The 19118-nt window shown below is 39.3% G+C and carries 22 protein-coding genes; 12 read left to right on the forward strand and 10 right to left on the reverse strand.

The window, feature by feature from the left end:
- Positions 1–62: 62 nt before the first annotated feature.
- The 5 genes from MHB40_RS08845 to MHB40_RS08865 form a co-directional block, all read right to left on the reverse strand.
- Positions 63–1025 (reverse strand): carbohydrate kinase, encoded by a 963-nt coding sequence (locus MHB40_RS08845; RefSeq protein ID WP_342443184.1) that lies wholly within the window; start codon positions 1023–1025, stop codon positions 63–65.
- Positions 1025–1909 carry a DMT family transporter gene (locus MHB40_RS08850; RefSeq protein ID WP_342443185.1) on the reverse strand — a complete coding sequence of 295 codons (885 nt, stop codon included), beginning with the start codon at positions 1907–1909 and terminating at the stop codon, positions 1025–1027. Before MHB40_RS08850 ends, MHB40_RS08845 begins: the two co-directional genes overlap by 1 nt.
- A gap of 49 nt (positions 1910–1958) precedes the next feature.
- On the reverse strand, positions 1959–3209 hold the full coding sequence (locus MHB40_RS08855; RefSeq protein ID WP_342443186.1) for a glutamate-5-semialdehyde dehydrogenase: 1251 nt from the start codon (positions 3207–3209) through the stop codon (positions 1959–1961).
- Between the two features lie 13 nt (positions 3210–3222).
- Positions 3223–4317, reverse strand: coding sequence for a glutamate 5-kinase (gene proB / locus MHB40_RS08860; RefSeq protein ID WP_205442636.1), 1095 nt, complete (start codon positions 4315–4317; stop codon positions 3223–3225).
- Between the two features lie 385 nt (positions 4318–4702).
- Positions 4703–5086 carry a sodium:proton antiporter gene (locus tag MHB40_RS08865; RefSeq protein WP_205442637.1) on the reverse strand — a complete coding sequence of 128 codons (384 nt, stop codon included), beginning with the start codon at positions 5084–5086 and terminating at the stop codon, positions 4703–4705.
- 215 nt (positions 5087–5301) lie between these two features.
- On the opposite strand from MHB40_RS08865, the gene MHB40_RS08870 reads away from it, so the two are divergent.
- Positions 5302–5925, forward strand: coding sequence for a LysE family translocator (locus MHB40_RS08870; RefSeq protein WP_205442639.1), 624 nt, complete (start codon positions 5302–5304; stop codon positions 5923–5925).
- Between the two features lie 12 nt (positions 5926–5937).
- Positions 5938–6729 (forward strand): DUF1835 domain-containing protein, encoded by a 792-nt coding sequence (locus MHB40_RS08875; RefSeq protein ID WP_205442640.1) that lies wholly within the window; start codon positions 5938–5940, stop codon positions 6727–6729.
- A 107-nt stretch (positions 6730–6836) separates the two neighbouring features.
- Here MHB40_RS08875 and MHB40_RS08880 read toward each other — a convergent pair whose 3' ends face one another.
- Complete coding sequence (locus MHB40_RS08880) at positions 6837–7412, reverse strand: DUF5412 family protein (protein ID WP_342443187.1); 576 nt, start codon at positions 7410–7412, stop codon at positions 6837–6839.
- A gap of 90 nt (positions 7413–7502) precedes the next feature.
- Positions 7503–8384: a LysR family transcriptional regulator gene (locus MHB40_RS08885; RefSeq protein ID WP_205442642.1), complete on the reverse strand. Its 882-nt coding sequence runs from the start codon at positions 8382–8384 to the stop codon at positions 7503–7505.
- A 284-nt stretch (positions 8385–8668) separates the two neighbouring features.
- Between MHB40_RS08885 and MHB40_RS08890 the strand changes: the two genes are divergently transcribed.
- On the forward strand, positions 8669–9421 hold the full coding sequence (locus tag MHB40_RS08890; protein WP_004229542.1) for an alpha/beta fold hydrolase: 753 nt from the start codon (positions 8669–8671) through the stop codon (positions 9419–9421).
- A 167-nt stretch (positions 9422–9588) separates the two neighbouring features.
- Positions 9589–10929, forward strand: coding sequence for a branched-chain amino acid transport system II carrier protein (gene brnQ, locus MHB40_RS08895; protein WP_342443188.1), 1341 nt, complete (start codon positions 9589–9591; stop codon positions 10927–10929).
- Positions 10930–10976: 47 nt separating this feature from the next.
- On the opposite strand, the gene MHB40_RS08900 is transcribed toward brnQ, so the two are convergent.
- Positions 10977–11735: an SDR family oxidoreductase gene (locus tag MHB40_RS08900; protein ID WP_342443189.1), complete on the reverse strand. Its 759-nt coding sequence runs from the start codon at positions 11733–11735 to the stop codon at positions 10977–10979.
- Between the two features lie 155 nt (positions 11736–11890).
- On the opposite strand from MHB40_RS08900, the gene MHB40_RS08905 reads away from it, so the two are divergent.
- Together MHB40_RS08905 and MHB40_RS08910 are read left to right on the forward strand one after the other, a co-directional pair.
- A complete protein-coding gene (locus MHB40_RS08905; RefSeq protein ID WP_342443190.1) occupies positions 11891–12472 on the forward strand; it encodes a TetR/AcrR family transcriptional regulator in 582 nt (193 codons plus the stop codon).
- Between the two features lie 196 nt (positions 12473–12668).
- The gene (locus MHB40_RS08910; RefSeq protein WP_342443191.1) at positions 12669–12800 is read left to right on the forward strand and encodes a hypothetical protein; all 132 of its coding nucleotides are present in this window, start codon (positions 12669–12671) and stop codon (positions 12798–12800) included.
- Between the two features lie 342 nt (positions 12801–13142).
- On the opposite strand, the gene MHB40_RS08915 is transcribed toward MHB40_RS08910, so the two are convergent.
- Together MHB40_RS08915 and MHB40_RS08920 are read right to left on the reverse strand one after the other, a co-directional pair.
- The gene (locus tag MHB40_RS08915; RefSeq protein ID WP_342443192.1) at positions 13143–14303 is read right to left on the reverse strand and encodes an ABC transporter permease; all 1161 of its coding nucleotides are present in this window, start codon (positions 14301–14303) and stop codon (positions 13143–13145) included.
- A 56-nt stretch (positions 14304–14359) separates the two neighbouring features.
- Positions 14360–14959: a TetR/AcrR family transcriptional regulator gene (locus MHB40_RS08920; protein WP_342443193.1), complete on the reverse strand. Its 600-nt coding sequence runs from the start codon at positions 14957–14959 to the stop codon at positions 14360–14362.
- Positions 14960–15100: 141 nt separating this feature from the next.
- Between MHB40_RS08920 and MHB40_RS08925 the strand changes: the two genes are divergently transcribed.
- The 6 genes from MHB40_RS08925 (at position 15101) to MHB40_RS08950 (ending at position 19102) form a co-directional block, all read left to right on the forward strand.
- Positions 15101–15415 carry a helix-turn-helix transcriptional regulator gene (locus MHB40_RS08925; protein ID WP_205442652.1) on the forward strand — a complete coding sequence of 105 codons (315 nt, stop codon included), beginning with the start codon at positions 15101–15103 and terminating at the stop codon, positions 15413–15415.
- Between the two features lies 1 nt (position 15416).
- Positions 15417–15953: a DUF2812 domain-containing protein gene (locus MHB40_RS08930; protein ID WP_342443194.1), complete on the forward strand. Its 537-nt coding sequence runs from the start codon at positions 15417–15419 to the stop codon at positions 15951–15953.
- A gap of 76 nt (positions 15954–16029) precedes the next feature.
- On the forward strand, positions 16030–16560 hold the full coding sequence (locus MHB40_RS08935; RefSeq protein WP_205442655.1) for a DUF2812 domain-containing protein: 531 nt from the start codon (positions 16030–16032) through the stop codon (positions 16558–16560).
- Positions 16561–16573: 13 nt separating this feature from the next.
- Positions 16574–17479: an ABC transporter ATP-binding protein gene (locus tag MHB40_RS08940; RefSeq protein ID WP_342534339.1), complete on the forward strand. Its 906-nt coding sequence runs from the start codon at positions 16574–16576 to the stop codon at positions 17477–17479.
- Positions 17463–18707 carry an ABC transporter permease gene (locus tag MHB40_RS08945; protein WP_342443196.1) on the forward strand — a complete coding sequence of 415 codons (1245 nt, stop codon included), beginning with the start codon at positions 17463–17465 and terminating at the stop codon, positions 18705–18707. Before MHB40_RS08940 ends, MHB40_RS08945 begins: the two co-directional genes overlap by 17 nt.
- A gap of 137 nt (positions 18708–18844) precedes the next feature.
- Positions 18845–19102, forward strand: coding sequence for a hypothetical protein (locus MHB40_RS08950; protein ID WP_342534340.1), 258 nt, complete (start codon positions 18845–18847; stop codon positions 19100–19102).
- The last annotated feature ends 16 nt before the right edge of the window (positions 19103–19118 follow it).

The raw sequence follows: 19118 nt of genomic DNA on the forward strand, positions 1-19118 counted from the left end.
AAGTCCTCCTTTAATTGACCTGTCACTAGTACATACGAACAATAAGGACAAAAAGTTTCGATTTACTCTAGATTCAGATCTAACGATAGTACAGGATAGGAGGGAATCGCCCCATGCTTGGTTGTCGAAATGCCTGCATAACGGTTTGCAAAAGATAGCAGTGACATCGCATGCTGCTCGCAATAGGCCACCACATGATCCACCGATAGTCCATGATGAAGATATTGGCTTAAAATAGCGCCTATAAATGCATCACCAGCCCCAGTTGTATCAACGGTTTGTACCTTATCAGCAGGAGCCTTCACATGATGCTTCTTCGTATATAAAGTAGCCCCAGCAGCGCCATGTGTAATGATGATGATGGCTACATGCTCCCGGAATAATATTTGGACAGCTTCTTGTTCATCTTCTAGTGCAGTTAAAAACAATAGCTCTTCCTCTGAAAGCTTGACAATATGGGCTTTAGGTAAGAAGGCTAAAATGGTTTCACGACACGCAGCTTCATCCTGCCATAAAGGAAGGCGCACATTCGGATCAAAGGATACGAGGCTCCCTGCTCGATGTGCCTGCTCAATAAAGGCAAGATGTGCTTGCTTCATAGGACTCTCCACAAGATTAACAGAGCAAAAGTGAACGATATCTTGCGCTGTTAATAGCTGTGAGGGGAGGTATTCCTGTTTGTACAAGAGATCTGCAGCATGTCGGCGATAAAATTGAAAATCTCGATCGCCATGTTCGTTTAATGAAACAAAGGCAAGACTTGTCTCGGCATCCGTTGTTTGACGAATAAACTGCGTATCTACACCTGCTTGCTGCAACGTTTTAATCAGGAAATCACCAAAGGCATCCTGACCTACTTGTGTGAGAAGAGTTGCCTGTTGACCTAGCTTTGCACAGACAGCGGCTACATTGGCAGGGGCTCCTCCTGCATGTTTAGTAAAATGCTCGATATTGGCAAGGGAGCCGCGTTGCTGTGTCGGTGTAAAGTCAATTAATAATTCCCCAATTGTGAAGAGCTTGCCCATTATGAGACCTCCTGTGGTAGCCGCTTTTTCTTCGGAACATAAATCGTATAAAAAATACCAGCAAATATGAGAAGGATCCCCATCGTTTGCATAAAGCTTGGCATAAAATCAAGCAGTAGCATATCTAGTAAAATGGCGACAACAGGGTCGACGAAAACTAATACGGATACAAGAATGGTAGAAAGACTGCGTATACTATCAAAAAATAAATAGTAAACAAATCCTGTATGAATAAAGCCTGTGCCAAGTATATAAAACCAATTGCTTGTCGTTAATCCATCAAACAGCGAGAAGTCGATAAAAGGAAGTAGTATCACGATTCCAACCGTTGTTTGAATATAGGTTAACGCATAGGAGCTAAGCTTCGTAATGGTTTTGCTTGTTAGCATGGTGAGGGCATAAAATACTGCTGACAGTAATGCCCAGACAAAGCCCGATTGCATAAACTCTGATAACGACACAAAATTATTGAGACCAATGATAAAAATACTACCGATAAAGCAAGTGATTGTTGCTACAAGTGCCTGAATGGTCATTTTTTCCTTCAAAAAAACAGCGCCTAAAATTAACACAAATATAGGGGCTAAATTATAGATGGAAATGGCAATTGAAATGGACATTTCTTCAAAAGCTTTAAATAAAAATACCCAGTTTAACACAATAAAGACACCGCAAATAAGTGTTTGGAGAATTTCTTTCTTATCCCAAACCTCTGTTTTATGTCCACCCGTGATGAGCCACATGCCACCTAGAAAGAGGGTTGCGCAAATGCATCTAACAAAGACAAGCTCTGTAGCGGGAATACCAGTATGAACGGTAAAAAAGCCGATGGAACCAAACAGCGCCATGGAGACTGTTAGTTTAATGATTGCTGAGATGTTCATACGAAACCTTCCTTCTATTTTTTATTAAACTATTAAGTAAGTAATCCATCTATTCACGAGTTTGGCCGTTGCCATGAATAACATATTTTGTTGATGTTAATGCAGGCAAGCCCATTGGCCCACGGGCATGTAGCTTTTGCGTACTAATGCCGATTTCTGCTCCATAGCCAAATTCAAAGCCGTCCGTGAAGCGGGTAGAGGCATTATGATACACTGCTGCTGCATCGACATTGTTTAAAAACGTCTCGGCAGTTAATTGATCTTCTGTAATGATGGCCTCTGAATGATTCGTCCCAAAGTAATGAATATGCTCAATAGCTTCATAGACATTCTCTACCAATTTAACACTTATTTTTAAGTCAAGGTATTCTGTCGCATAATCATCCTCCGTAGCTGGAAGGGCAGCTTCAAAACGCTGACATACTTGGTCATCACCGATGATCGTTACGCCTGCGTTGTGAAGGGACGTTAAAAGCTGGCCACCGTGTTCTTTAAACCAAGCAGGGTGAATGAGTAAGCTTTCTGCTGCATTACAAACAGAAGGACGCTGTGTTTTAGCATTCAGACAGATTTTTTCTGCTTTTATGTAATCCGCCATTTGATCCACGTAAATGTGACAGTTGCCCGCACCTGTTTCGAGTACAGGGACAGTCGCTTCATTGACAACTAAATCAATCAGGGCTTTGCCACCACGAGGAATGAGTACATCTAAGTACTCTTTTAAATGAAATAGTTCTTTAGCTGTTTCGCGGCTGGTATCCTCAATTAATTGCACAGCATCGGTAGGGATGGATGTTTTAGCAAGTGCGCGATGAATACTTGCGACAAGAGCGATATTTGAATACTTAGCGGAGGAGCTTCCGCGCAAAATGACTGCATTGCCCGTTTTCAGAGAAAGTGTCGCTGCATCGACTGTGACATTTGGTCGAGCCTCATAGATCATACCGATGACACCAAGTGGCACGATTCTTTTTTCAATGCGTAGACCGTTGTCTTTATCAATACGTTCAACAATTGTGCCTACTGGATCGTTTAAGGAGATGAGTAAATGAATGGCATCTGTCATTGCCGCTATACGCTCTTCATTGAGCATAATGCGATCCAACGTAGAAGCAGGCATGCCTTGTTGCTCACCCTGTGCCAAATCCTTGGCATTTTCAGCCATGATGTCATGCTGATCGATTAATAGCTGTTCAGCAATTTTTTTCAGTGCTTCATTTTTTTCGCAGGTCGTTTTAATATTTAACACGTAGCTTGCGGCCTTAGCGCGTTGTCCTTTTTCTTGAATTTCATTTGTCATTTGTCATTCCTCCTTAATTTGTTTGAATTTTCAGCCACTTATCTCGGTGAATCACCTCAATAGGGCATTTCGACAATGTATCTGTCCGTTTTCCCATGGCAGAGATAAGCTCTTGGGAGGAGTACAGCACTTCGCCACGTCCTAATAAGTCCTTCTCACTATAGACTTCTACAACATCACCATTGACAAAATCACCCTCAACACGATAGACGCCAGCAGGTAATAGGCTTTTGCCATTGTCCATTAAAGCTTGTTCAGCGCCACTATCTATAAAAATTTTACCAGAAACTTCCGTAAGTGCAATCCACTGTTTATGATTTGTTAACACGGCAAGCTCATCATGCTCCACATACGTGCCATCACCATGTCCTGTTAAAATATCGACGAGCTTCTGTGCACCATGACCTGTTCCAATAAATACCTTCACTCCTGCACGTAGCGCTGTTCGTGCTGCCAGTAGCTTAGAGGCCATGCCACCCGTGCCAACCTTTGACCCTGTACCATCTGCAAAGCTTAACAGCTCATCCGTAATGGCTGTTAACCGATCAATGCGCTCTGCCTCTGGATTTTTATTGGGATTGGCATTATAAAGGCCATTGATATCAGTTAAAATGATGAGCTGATCGGCATGGACAAGCCCACTTACGAGTGCGGACAGCATATCATTATCACCAAAGGTTAACTCACTAATAGACACAGTATCATTTTCATTAATAATCGGTAGCATTGATCGTTCTAATAATTCCTCGAAAGTGGCATAGGCATTTTTATAGCATTCTTTTTTAGAAAAATCCGTGCGTGTCAGTAAAATCTGGGCAGGCATGATATCGTAAATACTAAATAAAGCACTGTACGTTTGAATGAGTAGGCTCTGTCCTACAGCAGCAGCTGCCTGCTTTCCTTTCACCGTCACAGGACGAGCAGGGTAGCCAAGTTGTTTAAAGCCCGCCGCTACGGCACCTGACGAGACAAGTAAAACTTCATGTCCCAGTTTTTTTAATTCGGCAATTGCCTGTACATGGTCCATTAAGCGAACTTTATCGATTTCACCTTTTGCGTTCGTTAAAGAGCTACTGCCAATTTTAACAACGATCCTTTTTCTCTCCATTTCACTACCTCCATCATTACTGAATCAAAAAAAGCCTTCTCATCCTAAAAATTAGGACGAAAAGACTTGCCTTCCGTGGTACCACCTACATTGAATATCATGCGACATTCCACTTTTCTCATAACGCTAGAGACTGCGCCTAGTTTGGCTAGGACGATTCACGAAGTAGGTTTCATCAGTCTTTCTTGTACAATGCCTTGCAGCCGATGGGCATCGCTCTCTTTTCAAGCAGTGGCTAACTACTGATCTTCGTTCGTTTTCTCATCTATTGACTAAAGGATGCACTACTTCTATTAGTCTGTCAAGCTGAATGGATAAATTACTTGAAAGTTTTGATAAATTAAGAAAGGGATGCACTAAAATGATGAAGAGGCAACCTAATCGATTATTTAAACCACCAAATCGCGATGAAAAGGGGAAGCATAGCCAACACAATGACAAAGAAGCTCCAAATGACTTGTTTCCCAGAGGACATATTTTTTGGTTTGATGCTCATTTGTTCATAAAGCTGGTTAATGGCTCGTTGCTCTTTCGCATAAAGCATTGCTTGAAATTCTTCATAATCTTGAATATAGCTAGATGGGGCACGTGGACTGAAGCGTAAATTTCGAATGGAATCCGTAATCTCTTTGTCTGCCATCCAATACGTGATGACAGGAGCTAAACCAGCGTTCTGGGTGGCCTTCACCTCAATGTCATGGGATTTCATTTTATAGTACACCTGTCCATGCTCATCCTCATATTGCGAAACAATATCACTTACTGCCATTATCAATCACCTCTTATGGAAGTTATCTATTTTATCATGAGTTTCTACTATTATAATGGATTAGGGGAGAAAAGTATCGCTTGAACGAGCATAATTTGTGAAACGAAAATTCAAAAAAAGTTTTGGATAAAGTCATAAACTTACATCTAGTGTGAACAACGTCATGTAGTATAATGTAAATAGTTTTTTAAAAGAAGTTGAAGGAAGGGAAAGTTTTGGAAATCTCAACGTTATTTGCGTTTTTAGGGGCTGCGATTATTTTAACCATTATGCCAGGGCCCGATAATTTATTTGTGCTTGCCCAAAGTATTACACAGGATAAAAAAGCGGGTATTGCGACATCACTTGGATTATGCACGGGCCTACTTGTTCATATTAGTGCAGCAGTACTCGGTATTTCTGCGATTATTTATCAATCGACTATTATTTTTTCAATCGTTAAATTTGCAGGAGCAGCGTATTTATTATATTTAGCTTGGCAATCTTTTCGTGCTAAGGGAGACCCGTTTACGTTGCAACAGCAAAATACGCAAGCTTATATTAAATTATATAAAAAAGGAATATTAATGAATATTTTAAATCCTAAAGTATCGTTATTTTTCCTAGCGCTGTTACCACAGTTTGTCAATCCATCGCAAGGACATGTGGCGTTTCAAATGCTTATTTTGGGTATTGTATTTTTAATACAAGCACTTGTATTATTTTCATTGTTTAGTATATTTGCAGGGAAAGTTAGACAAGTCATTATCGGGAAACCTGCGATTGCTAAGCGATTGAATACGGTTCAAGGTATCTTATTTACATTTATTGGAATACAAATTGCTATCAGCAAACAGTAGGGAGGAATGGACATGGCTATTTTACATATTACCTTTAGCTTAGCAACACAGGGTTCTATGAAACTTGCAATTCGTCAACATCGTTTGCAGCGAAATGAATCAGTTCTAAGTGTCCATGACGATCTCTCGATTGGACCTCTTCAAAACTTTGACGAACGTAAAACTTGGTTAGCCACGCATATTTTGGATGAAGATGACCAGCAATTGTACGATGATATGTATGAAAACTGGAAGAAGAAAATCGCCAATTTACCCTGCGATGTGGATGTATGGATTTGGTATAGTCACAACACCCATGAACAAATTGGACTGCGCTATGTAATGAGTGAGTTAATTCATAAATGCAGTATGGTGTATGGCATTGATGCAACAGAGGCAATGAAGAGTATTCAACCCAATATGGACATTCGCCATACAGGAGAACTTTCCTCAGAAATGCTAATGAAGCTCCGCCCTAGTGCCAAACGATTCTCTGTGCAAGAATGTCAGCAACTCGCTAAGGAATGGGCACACATCATAGAACAGCCAGGTACACTACGCCTGTGGAAAAATGAACGATTGCATCATGTAGAGGAAGATGCAATGGATGCCTACATTATCGCCAGTGCAAAAAATTTGCATATACAGCACAATGAAGAGTGGCTAATGCCCACGCATATTTTGGCACAGACATTTGAAACATTTGTCCATTATGTAGGAAATGACTTTGTAGAGTATCGCTTGCTAACGCTCGTTGAACAAGGCGTATTTGCAATGAAAGGCGATACATCGGATATTTTTTCCTATCAGGTTAAATTACTTTAATACATTTAAATGAATGAACAATAAAAAATCAGGCGCACAAAGCCTGATTTTTTATTGTTCCAAATGCATGAAGCTGTTGGTTCAAGTTGGGGTGTACGGCTATTAATTTAATCGTTTTCATGTTGATAGCACTTTTCATATTCAGCTTTCATCAACAAACTTTGACAAGCCAAGCCATTTTCATGATAAATCTCTTTATCAATACTTAATACTATACTTCTATTTGAATTGGTATAATTAGGCTCTTTATTAACAATGGATAATTTTTCTTCGTCTAGCCATTTCATCGAGAATTGACTTTTTGCCTCTGCATAATAGACGATTTTGTTTGTGTGAGCTTTATTATTTGAAATTTCTACCCATACATGAACACCACCACTTGGACCTGCACCACCATATGGTTCATAATAAGCGTGCGCTGTATATTTTCCTGTAGGAGATGACACTGATTCGGGCACCTTTTGCGTATTTTTTTTATCTAAAGTACTAAACGTAAAAAAATATTGGATATACATAAATATTCCCAAAAACAGGACTAAACCTGTCAATAGTACTGTTAGTGTTTTTTTAGGGAAGTTTTTCTGTTTAAAAAAGAAAATCATTAATTTGATAACAAAAATGAACAATACGATCAAGGTAAATAAAAATACAAAGAAACCTAATGTATTAAGTAATAAATTCAAATTATTACCTCCCTAGTATGGTGAAACAGTGCCTTTTAGAAAATAAAGCGAGTAACATGGACATCTAGATGATGTTGTTACTCGCTCTTGCTATTTATTGTCATAAAAATCGAAAACAAATTGTTTAAACTGACGTGCAGATGGTGGTAAATAACGATTTTCTATCCAGGCCATGCCGATAATGCGTTCACATACCATATCCTCAACATGGATTTTAACGATTTTTTTCGGGTTTAAATCCTCATCATCTGGTAGCAAGGAAACGCCAAGCCCCGCACCAACAAATCCAGCGATGGTCGATACTTCGTCACCTTCATAAGAAATTTTAGGCTTTATGCCCGCAGCATTTAATAAGCGATCAGCAGAGCGGCGTAGTGCATAGCCCTTTTTCATTAAGACAAAACTTTCATGCTCCAATTCTTTCATTTTGATGCTTTTACGATCGGCAAGCGGATGGTCAATCGGGACCATTATAAAGAGCTCATCTCGCCATAATTCCTTCCAGCAAACTGGCGGCTCTGTATCAATCGCAGCTAGTAGGCACAGGTCTAACTCACCCGCCAGCAATTGTTTTAGCTGTGAATGGGAGTAGTTTTGTGTGAAATGAAAACGGATATGGGGGTGTTTCTGACGGAAAGCGCGAATCAAGTCCGGTACAATACTCGTTCCAAGTGTATGTAAAAAACCGAGTGATACTTCTCCAAGCTCTGGATTATTCAGCTCCTGTAATTCTAAAACAGCCTTTTCATATTCTTTACGCATTCGCTGTACACGATATAAAAACAGTTCTCCATATCGGTTTAGCATAATCGAGCGCCCTTGTCTGTCGAAAAGCGGTACACCTAATTCTTCCTCCAGCTTTGAAATTGAACGACTAAGTGCTGGCTGTGAAATCGCTAATGCTTCGGCAGCCCGTGTCATATGCTCTAACTTTGCAACGGTTACAAAATATTCTAATTGTTGCCACTCCATTTTTTCACCTCTTTTCTCGTTATTTTTAAGTTATCTGCATTATAACGGGAAACAGACGGGAAGTATAGGGAGCAAAAAAATTTTAAAAGGACGTTGCAATTATTTAGCAGAATGGAAAAGTTAAGTAGCTGAAAGTGTGATAGTACAGCCGTTAAGTTGACATCATTCATGCACAATACACATTGATTTGATAAAAACTATAAATTGTACATTATGAATAAAGGGTGATAAGATAGACACATAAAATACACAATTATCAATTTCCGTGAAGGGGATATCATAAAATGAAGTTAACAAAGCCACAACCTCTAACAATCGAGGGAGGCAATAAAGCCGTACTATTACTGCATGGATTCACAGGTAGCACAAAAGATGTGAAAAAGCTAGGAGAATTTTTATCTCAACGCGGTTATACTGTGCATGCACCTATCTATAGTGGGCATGGTGTAGAACCAGAAGCATTATTAGAAACAAAACCAGAAGACTGGTGGAACGATGTAGTAGAAGGATATAACTTCCTACAAGAGAAAGGCTATGAAGAAATCGCTGTAGTTGGGATTTCACTTGGAGGCGTCTTTTCATTAAAAGTGGCAGAGACATTCCCAGTAAAAGCATGTGTAGCGATGTGTGCACCGATTACACGTGATAATTCAAAAGGCTTATTCACACGTCTGTACCACTATGCTCGTTTATATAAACACTTTGAAAATAAATCAAAAGATCAAATTATTTCAGAATTACATGAATTACGTATTTCACCAAAAGATTCATTGGATGGCGTAACACGTTTAACAACGGAAACACGCGAAGAATTATCAACAATCAAAGCACCAACACTTGTGTTACAAGGTTCATTAGATGATGACCTCTACCAAGAAAGCGCACCTTTTATTTTAAATACGGTAGAAACAGATGACAAAGAAATCATTTGGTATGAAAATTCTGGTCACATTATTACATTAGATAAAGAACGCGATAAAGTGTATGAAGATGTTTACAAATTTTTAGATCATATTGAATGGTCAGTTGCAAACTAAGGAGGGGGCTGTCAGCAGGCAGCTCTTTTTTTGTTGAATCTCTCTGGATAAACGAAAAAACTATTGTAATTATAATAAATGCTTGATAACATGATGAAATTGTAGTGAAAAATCATTCGATTAAAATAATTTGCTATAGTTTAAAACTTCTAAGGAGCACATCAATTATGCAACAAAAAATACCTTTTTCAACTTACGCAGTCATTGGAACAATGTTATTTGGACTGTATTTTGGAGCGGGGAACCTCATTTTTCCTATTCAAATGGGTCAATTTGCTGGGACTAATTTTTGGTTTGGATTAATCGGATTTTTAGTGACTGCTATCGGCTTACCATTCCTCGGAATTTTGGCGATTGGCTTATCAGGTAGTAATGGTTTACGAGATCTAGCCAATCGTGTTCATCCTCTATTTGGCATCATCTTTTCATTGGCATTGTACTTAACAATCGGTCCATTCTTTGCTATCCCACGGACAGCAACTGTACCTTTTGTAGTAGGCTTTGAGCCATATATTCAAGCACAGCATGCAACGCTACTACTAGCTGTATTTAGCTTTGTATTTTTCGCGATTGTCTACTATTTCTCTTTAAATCCAGCGAAAATAATGGATTATATCGGCAAATATTTAACGCCTGCATTTTTAGTTGTATTATTTATTTTAATTATTACAAGCATCACGAAGCCAATGGGCGATTTCCAGCAGCCTATCGGTGATTATAGGGATGCAGCCTTTATGACAGGTTTTAAAGAGGGCTATAATACGATGGACGCCCTAGCATCACTGGCCTTCGGGATTGTTGTCATTCATGCCATTAAAAGTGCAGGGATTACAGATCGCAGAGAAATTGCCAAGGCTACATGGACATCAGGTATTTTTGCGATGGCTTTAATGACGCTGATTTATGGTCTCATTACGTATATGGGCGCTTCTAGTATTAATGCTGTCGGGACTTTTGATAATGGTGGTTTAATCTTTGCCGCAGTGGCCGATCATTATTTCGGCTCATTTGGAGCTATTTTATTAGCGGTCATCATCGTACTGGCTTGTTTAAAGACAAGTATCGGTTTAATTACGTCTTGTAGTGAATTTTTCCACGAAGTATTTCCAAAAATCAGCTATAAATGGTTTGTGTTCCTATTGTGTGCAGTATCCTTTATGATTGCAAACTTTGGCTTAAACAATATCATCCAATTTGCGATCCCTGTTTTAATGTTCTTATATCCATTAGCAATCGTCTTAATTTTGCTTGCTCTAAGTTCAGCCTTCTTTAGGAATAAGCAAACAGTGTATGCCATTGCGATGATTTTTACATTTTTCATTAGCCTAATTGATGGCTATAAAGCCTTGGTTGAAAGTGTGCCAGGCGCGAAGTTAGGTGTTTTAGACGCTGTAGAGAAGTACTATTCCACAATGCTGCCTTTTTATGATGTCGGCTTAGGATGGATATTACCTGCACTAATTGGTGCGGTAATTGGAAGCCTGATGCCTTCTCGAAAAGTTATCTAATGAATAAACACGCACAGAAAATGTCTCTGTGCGTGTTTTTTAATGGATTAGTAAGCTGTCCAGCCACCATCCACGGCAATCACTTGTCCATTCACAAAGCTTGCTTCGTCTGAGCCTAGGAAAATAGCTAATTGAGCGATTTCTTCTGGCTGACCAGCACGCGGATTAATGGATAGACCAAGTGCTTGGCGTGCAGCACCCGTTTGACTCATATTTGTCATAGAAGAGGCGATATTGGTCATCACTGCTCCTGGCGCAATACCATTACAGCGAATATTTTTATCCGCATACATAAACGCAGTATTTTTTGTTAAACCAACAACTGCATGTTTGGAAGCTGTATAAGCCGCTCCTGCACGTGCCCCATATAAGCCACCAGCAGAAATATTATTGACAAAGACACCGTGTCCTTGTGCAAGGAAAATTTCTGTTGCCATACGCATAGAACGCATAACGGCTGTTGTATTCACTGCAAATACTTTTTCCCATCGTTCATCAGAAATTTCCCCAACTGGCTCCATACCATCCATAATACCCGCGTTGTTGACTAAAATATCTAATTGACCATAATTCGTTTTCGTTTCATCAAATAAACGTTGTAAGTCTTCTGTTGATGCGACATTTGTTTGAATGGCAAATGCTGTCCCTCCAGCCGCTTGAATACCATCCACAACCGCTTGAGCACCCTCTAAATTTAAGTCTGAAACGACAACCTTAGCGCCTTCTTTTGCATAGCCTTCTGCAATAGCTTTCCCCATACCTGAAGCTGCACCTGTCACAATGGCTACTTTACCTTCTAATCTCATCTCAAAGACCTCCTCATGGTAATTTCATTAGTTATTGAACATCTGTTCATTAAAATCATATAATAAAGTTGAAAGCGATTTCAATATGCAAAAAAACGGGAAGTGTTGAGTAATCAACACCTTTGGACAAACTGTTTAATAAGGAGCTGAAAAAATTGCGTACAACGGATTTACGAATTATTAAAACGAAGCAAGCTCTCCACGATGCCTTATTGACCTTGCTTAGCCAAAAACCTTTGGAGCAAATATCCATTGCAGAAATTTGTAGAGAAGCAAAGGTCAATCGGGGCACATTCTATTTACACTACGAGCAAAAAGAGGGGCTCTTTGAAGAATACTTTCAGGAAATTATGGAGGATTTATATCAATCCTATGAAGAACCCTATCGAGCCGTGACCACCCTGGACACCAATCAATTAGATCCCAATACAATCCGTATTTTTCATCATATTGAACGCTTTAAAATGTTTTACCGTATTGTCTTTTCTAAAAATGTTCCGCTGACCTACTATTACATGCTCTTTGATGGCATTTATTCCTTGCTAAAACGAGATATTACCACACATCGCATACATCAAATGGAGGATCATATTTCGATTGACTATTATAGCGCCTATCAAGCAAACGCCATCATCGGTCTCATCATCCAATGGTATCGTGGCGATTTCAGCGATAGTGTGACCATGTTAAATCAGCAGCTAGCAGCTATTTTGAAGAATGTGAGAAGTGGTGGATAGCACGCTTGAAGTGAAGGATAGGGTAAGAAGCGGTGGATAGAAAGATCGATTTGAAGGATAGAATAGGAAAAGTAGCGGATAGAACGCTTGAAGTGAAGGATAGAGTAAGAAGTAGTGGTTAGAACGCTCAAATTGAAGGATAGAACAGGAAAAGTAGCGGATAGCCCGCTTGAAGTGAAGGATAGAGTAAGAAGTAGTGGTTAGAACGCCAGAATTGAAGGATAGAACAGAGAAAGTAGAGGATAGAACGTTTGAAGTGAAGGATAGAACAGGAAAAGTAGCGGATAGCCCGCTTGAAGTGAAGGATAGAGTAAGAAGCAGTGGTTAGAACGCTCGATTTGAAGGATAAAACAGGAAAAGTAGCGGATAGCCCGCTTGAAGTGAAGGATAGAGTAAGAAGTAGTAGTTAGAAAGCACAATTTGAAGGATAGAGTAAGAAGTAGTGGATAGAAAGCTCGATTTGAAGGATAGAACAGGAAAAGTAGAGGATAGCACGCTTGAAGTGAAGGATAGAGTGAGAAGTAGTGGTTAGAACGCCAGAATTGAAGGATAGAACAGGAAAAGTAGCGGATAGAACGCGCAAATTGAAGGATAAAACTGAAAAAGTAGCGGATAACCCACCCAAAGAGAAGGTCTACATCAACTTGTAGACCTTCTCTTTTCTATCAAATTATCGAACGGGGGCAGGCTTGAATGTGACGATCAACGTAGCGATGGCTAGTGTCACGAAGATGATGATGCATAAGGAGCTACTGTTTTGCAGGAGATTATCGGTACTACCACCAAAGATAATTGTGTAGTAGCCATCTGCTCCATAAGTGGCTGGTAGCATGGCAGCGACTTGCTTGTAACCTTCAGATAGCATGGTTTTTGGTACAAGGACGCCTGATGTTACTAATTGGAGTGAAAGGGCACAAATATTAAATACCATCCCTAAATTCCCAAAGGCGATGACAAATACTTGGGCCAAGCTAAGGAAAGCGAGATACATCACAGCTTGAAAGAAATATATCGACAGCAGGCTTTCTTGACTAGCGATATCAAAAAGGTGCATCAGCCCAATTGTTAGTAATGGCAATGTAAAGGCTACGCCCACATTGAGTAGCTGTCGTGCGAGGAATAATTGCCATTTTGATAGGCTTTCTTGAACGAGCTGTGCTGCTTGCTGGTGTTGCATAATCATGACCATCGCGCCCACGAAGGAGGAGATGATGACCATAAGTGGCACAAAGTTTGCGGCAAATCCTTTCACATCATTGGTTTTAACAATGGTTCCGTCGACGGCATGGTCTTTGACATTCATTACAGTCGTTTTGACAGAAGTGGTAATTTGTTGCTCGAAGGGAAGCTGAGCAAATTGTTGAGCAAAGGCCTCAACTGCTTGATTTTGTTGCATTGGATAAAGGGCTTGATTGATCTCATCTGTTAATTGCTTTGCTACGCCCTCCATCATATTTTTCGCTACACTTGCATTGGCTTGATTAATCGCATAAATAATTTCTGCCTCTTTCCCTGCTTGTATTTGATTTGTAAAATCAGTGGGAATTTGCATAATCATATTAATTTGACGTTCGTTTAATGCACTCTCTGCTTCCTTCATTGATGAATAGTCCTCCATTGAAAAGGGGATGGAGCCTTTGATGTTCTGTGCTACCTGTTGCCCCATCGCGGTATCTTCCACAACAAGGCCAATGCTTAACTGTTCCGCTCTTTCATTGACACTATCATAGGCAGTCATCCAAATCGTAAAGAAGATTAATTGAAAGGCAATGGTTGCAATAATGCCGATATAGGTTTCACGAACTCGCAATAATGCTTGTAAACCTGTCATATTTTATTCCTCCTAATTAAGTAAGTACTTACTTGCATTGATTAGAAAAATTTTTTCTAGGAAACGAGTCCCCTAGAAAAAATAGCAACACTAGTTTGCAAAAGTTCTTCAGTTGGTAGGTCAGACACGATTGTTCCAAGTTGAGCACGTGACATAAAATGACCAAAGTTCAAAGCAATTAGCGATAACGCTGCTGCTTCAAAATCAACTTCTCTTATTTTTCCTTGCTGATGCATCTCTTGAAAGTAGTGAATAAGCTCCTTTTTGATGAGGAGTGGGAGATTGGCGATTTCCTCACTAATTTCAGGAAACTGAATGGATTCCTTAAAGCCAATCATGACAAAATCTTTAATTGACATTAAAAAATGAAAATGCTTCAATGAGAAACTTAATAAATCCTTTTCTAATTCCCACGTTACATTTTGAGTGATCTCCTGCTGTAGAAGAGGATAATAAGAAAATTGCTCAATGATGGCTTTTAATAAACCACGTTTGTTGCCAAAATGACGGAAAAGAGTGACCTCATTGACACCTGCTAATTCTGCAATGGTTTTGGTAGTTGCAGCTGTATAGCCTTTTTCACTAATCAATTGTAGAGCAGCTTCGATAATTCGTTGTGCAGTTCCTTTCGTTGTCAAAAATATACTTCCTTCCATGCAAGTAATTACTTACATCTTAGCATAGTGTAAGATGAACTGCAACATCACAAATGAGCGTTGACAATTATATCGACTGCTGATATATTTTAAATGTATCGACTGACGATATATTGATAGGCGATATAGAGGAGGATTTGAATGACACAGGAGCATCCGCCATTAACAGAAGGCGTTTATTATATTTTATTAGCATTATATGAGGCGAGGCATGGCTATGGCATTATGCAATTGGTGGAGGAAATGAGCAATGGGCGAGTGCGTTTAGGGGCAGGTACCATATATGGCGCAATTAAAACATTGCTGGAACGAGGCTGGATAGAGGCGCTCGATGAGGATGGCAGAAAGAAAGAATATATGATTACCGAAACTGGAAAAACAATGGTTGAATATGAAATTTTGAGATTAAGGGAACTTTTTGACAATGGTATCCGTATAACGAGAGGAGTTGAATAATATGCATAAATATCGATTGATGATTAATCCCTATGCAATAGAGAAGTGGGTCAATGACATGGCTTGTCAGGGCTGGCATTTGAAAAAATTCACATGGATTCGCTTTACGTTTGAACGTGGAGAACCAAATAGCTATATTTATCGCCATGATGAATTAGAGCGGTTCGGTACGCATTATGAAGAGGATTATCTCGAATTTCTCAAATCCTCTGGCATTGAGCAAGTAGATCGTTCTGGCAATTTTGTGTTTTTTAGAAAGGCAGCACAGGAAGGTCCATTTGAGCTGTATACAGATAAAAAAACGAAGATTGGTAACCTGTCAAAAAAGATGATGATCCTGCTTTCTCTTATTCTTCTTAATTTGTTCATTGGTCTCATCGGTTTAATTGGTGATTTTTCGGAGCAAACAACAGACTGGGTTGGTTTCGCGTTAAATACGCTGAATCTTGTGGTTGTTGTATTATTCGCCCTCCCATTCTATAAGCTTATGCGTATACGTAATCGATTAAAGAGAGAATTAAATGTATTTTCGGATTAACGAAGCGTCTATTATTTTCCGGGAAATCAGAAAATAATGAAAAAGGAAGCGTAACTTTATAGTTGGGGTGATGCAAATGAAAAAAAGAGTGTATCGTTTTTTTATGGATTTCGAAAAGGAAGAACGATGGGTCAATGACATGGCAGATCGGGGGTGGAATCTGAAAAAAACAGTCGTAGGTTACTTTGTTTTTGAACAAGGCACACCAGGACAATATATTTATCGAAATGAATTTGTTAATAGAAAATCGAAGGATTATTTTGAGTTTCTAGACGCTATGAATATCGAATGTGTGTCCAAGTTCGGTGGATGGGCCTATTATCGAAAACCAAAATCAGAGGGCCCTTTTGAGATATTTACGGATGCTTCCTCGAAAATTAACTATATTAAATCAATGAATCGCATTTTTATCACAGTGTTACTGTTAAATTTAATCATGGGTATTTATAATCTATCGCTAGGTTTACGAGAATCTGCTGTAGGACCTATAAACACGAGTGTAGGGTGCATGAATTTGATCGTAGCCTTACTGCTATTCATTCCTATAGTAAAAAATGAAAATCGTAAAAAAGGCTTGAAACAAGACTTACATATATTTGAAGGATAAGGAGGATGACAACATGACGTTACAGTTACAGCATGTTACAAAGAAGTACAAGGATTTTACAGCTGTGGATGATTTGAATTTTACCATTGAAAAGGGTGAAATTTTTGGTCTAATTGGTCAAAACGGTGCAGGGAAAACGACGACATTCCGAATGATTTTAGATTTACAGGAGACGACGGCGGGGACGATTACTTGGGATGGCCAGCCAGTCAATGCCATTAACCGAGATGTTCTTGGTTATTTACCTGAGGAGCGTGGTATTTTCCCGACGATGAAGGTGGAGGAGCAGCTTTACTTTTTTGGCGAGCTACGTGGCATGAAACGGGCAGAGCTGAAAAAGGAAATTGATTTTTGGATTCAACGATTTGAATTAGAAGAAAAGCGCAAGGATAAGGCAGAAACACTGTCAAAGGGGAATCAGCAAAAGGTACAGCTGATTGCAAGCTTCATCCATAAACCAGCGTTTTTAATTTTAGATGAACCATTCAGTGGGCTAGATCCAGTCAATAAAGATTTACTAAAGGATGCGATTCTACTATTGAAAGAGCAGGGCACGACCATTTTGTTCTCCAGTCACCAAATGGACAATGTCGAGGAGCTTTGTGATCATTTGTGCTTATTAAAACGAGGTATTTCTTTATTTTCTGGAAGCTTACTAGATTTAAAGAAACAATATGGTAAAACAAAGCTTGCTGTTCGTACGGATTGGTCGACGACACAGTTATTGGCACTAGAGGGTGTTAAGGATGTGCGCGTAGAGAAGGAGCAAACGGTGCTTACATTAGCAGACGAAAGCTTTGCCCAAAGTATTTTTGAGCAACTGTCCAATGGGAAGTATATTGAAAAATTCAGTTTAGATTATTTATCGTTAGATGAAATCTTTAAAGATAAGGTAGGTGGCCATGTTGTCGAAGTTTAGTTTACTAATGAAGCAATTATACAAAGCTAAAATTAAATCAAAATCCTTTATTTTAATGACATGTTTATATGTCCTTGTCATGTCTGTGGCTGTCTTCTGGTCAGAAATTAAGGAGCTATTCACAGGCGATGATGAAGCACAGCAAATCGCGATTATCAATGAAACCTCTGCCGATTTAAGTGGTATTTTTGTCTCGAATGGAGACATGGCCTTTATTCAGGATGAAAAAGATGTTTCGGCCCTTGAAAAAAGAGTGAAGGACGGCAAGCTCGATGCTATTGTGACGATTAACGATCAAAATGGTCAGTTACATGCGGAAATTGCTACGTTCACACCATTAAAATTGAATGATCAATCTACATTGTCATCCTTATTACAGTATGCAGGTCAGCATTATGCTGTACAGCAACTATCGTTATCGTCTGAGCAAGCAGCACAAATTATGGCGGCTCAAACAACGATTTCAACGAAAAACTTAAATGAGGAATCAGCAGGTGGAAAAAGTGAGGAAGAAAAGCAATCAGGGCTAGTGGTTTCCTATGCGGTTGGGATTTTAATCTATTTCTTTATTTCTACATTCCTATCGATGATTACAACTGAAATTGCCTCTGAAAAAGGCTCACGAGCAATGGAAATGCTTTTAGTAAGTGTCAAACCAGCGACACATTTTAAAGCAAAAATTGCAGGGGTTTTATTGCTCGCTTTAACACAGATGGGCATTATTGCAGTAGTGTTCCTTATCTATGCGAAGTTTATCAAAGGCGGAATGGTTTGGGATGCGGCTGCTAGTATTGTCAAGGAATTGTCTGTTGGCTATGTCATCTATGCCATCGTATTCCTACTGTTAACGGTTATCTTGTATCTCATCATTGGCGCATTATTTGGCTCTTTAGTTTCGAAAGTAGAGGAAGCGGGTCAAGTATTAATGCCTGCTATGATTATTACAATGATTGGCTTCTATGTTATGCTGACAGGTATGGGTAATCCAGATACAATTATCATTAAAATATTCTCTTATATCCCACTAACTTCTGGTATGATCATGCCAATGCGTATTGGCGCTACAGATATCGGTGGCATTGTACCGTTACTTTCATTAGGAATTTTAGTCGCGACGATTATTGTCGTATACCTATTTAGTTTATCGTTCTATAAACGTAGTGTATTGACATATAGCTCTGGCGGCGTCATTCAAAAAATTAAAACGGTATTAAAGGTAACAACATAACACTAGGGCAGCTACATCATGATGTAGCTGCTTTTTTGGTCACAAGAAGCCACAGTTAGCAAACAATGTAAAGGAATTTACGGAATTAGTCGAATTTTGCATAGAAAGAAGCTATAATTTAACAAAGGGGTGAGACCATGTTAGCTAAATCAGAGGTGGAAGCGCTCCTTGCCCTCCCGCCAAATCAACGTTTAGCAACACCTGAGGAAAAAGCGCAGTTCTTTCAAAAACTTCAGCAGTTGTGTCCCATGAATAATGAAATAGAAGAAATTCTCCACCATCGTACTGAGATGGACATTTTTGTTGATAATACTCACCCTAGCCAATACAACTTGCAATATAAGCTTCACCAAAATGGCTATCGTATAGCAGACTCATATTTTTTCATACTATAGAAAATGAAACTTTTTT

The sequence above is a fragment of the Lysinibacillus sp. FSL K6-0057 genome, from assembly GCF_038630885.1.
GTDB lineage: Bacteria > Bacillota > Bacilli > Bacillales_A > Planococcaceae > Lysinibacillus > Lysinibacillus fusiformis_F.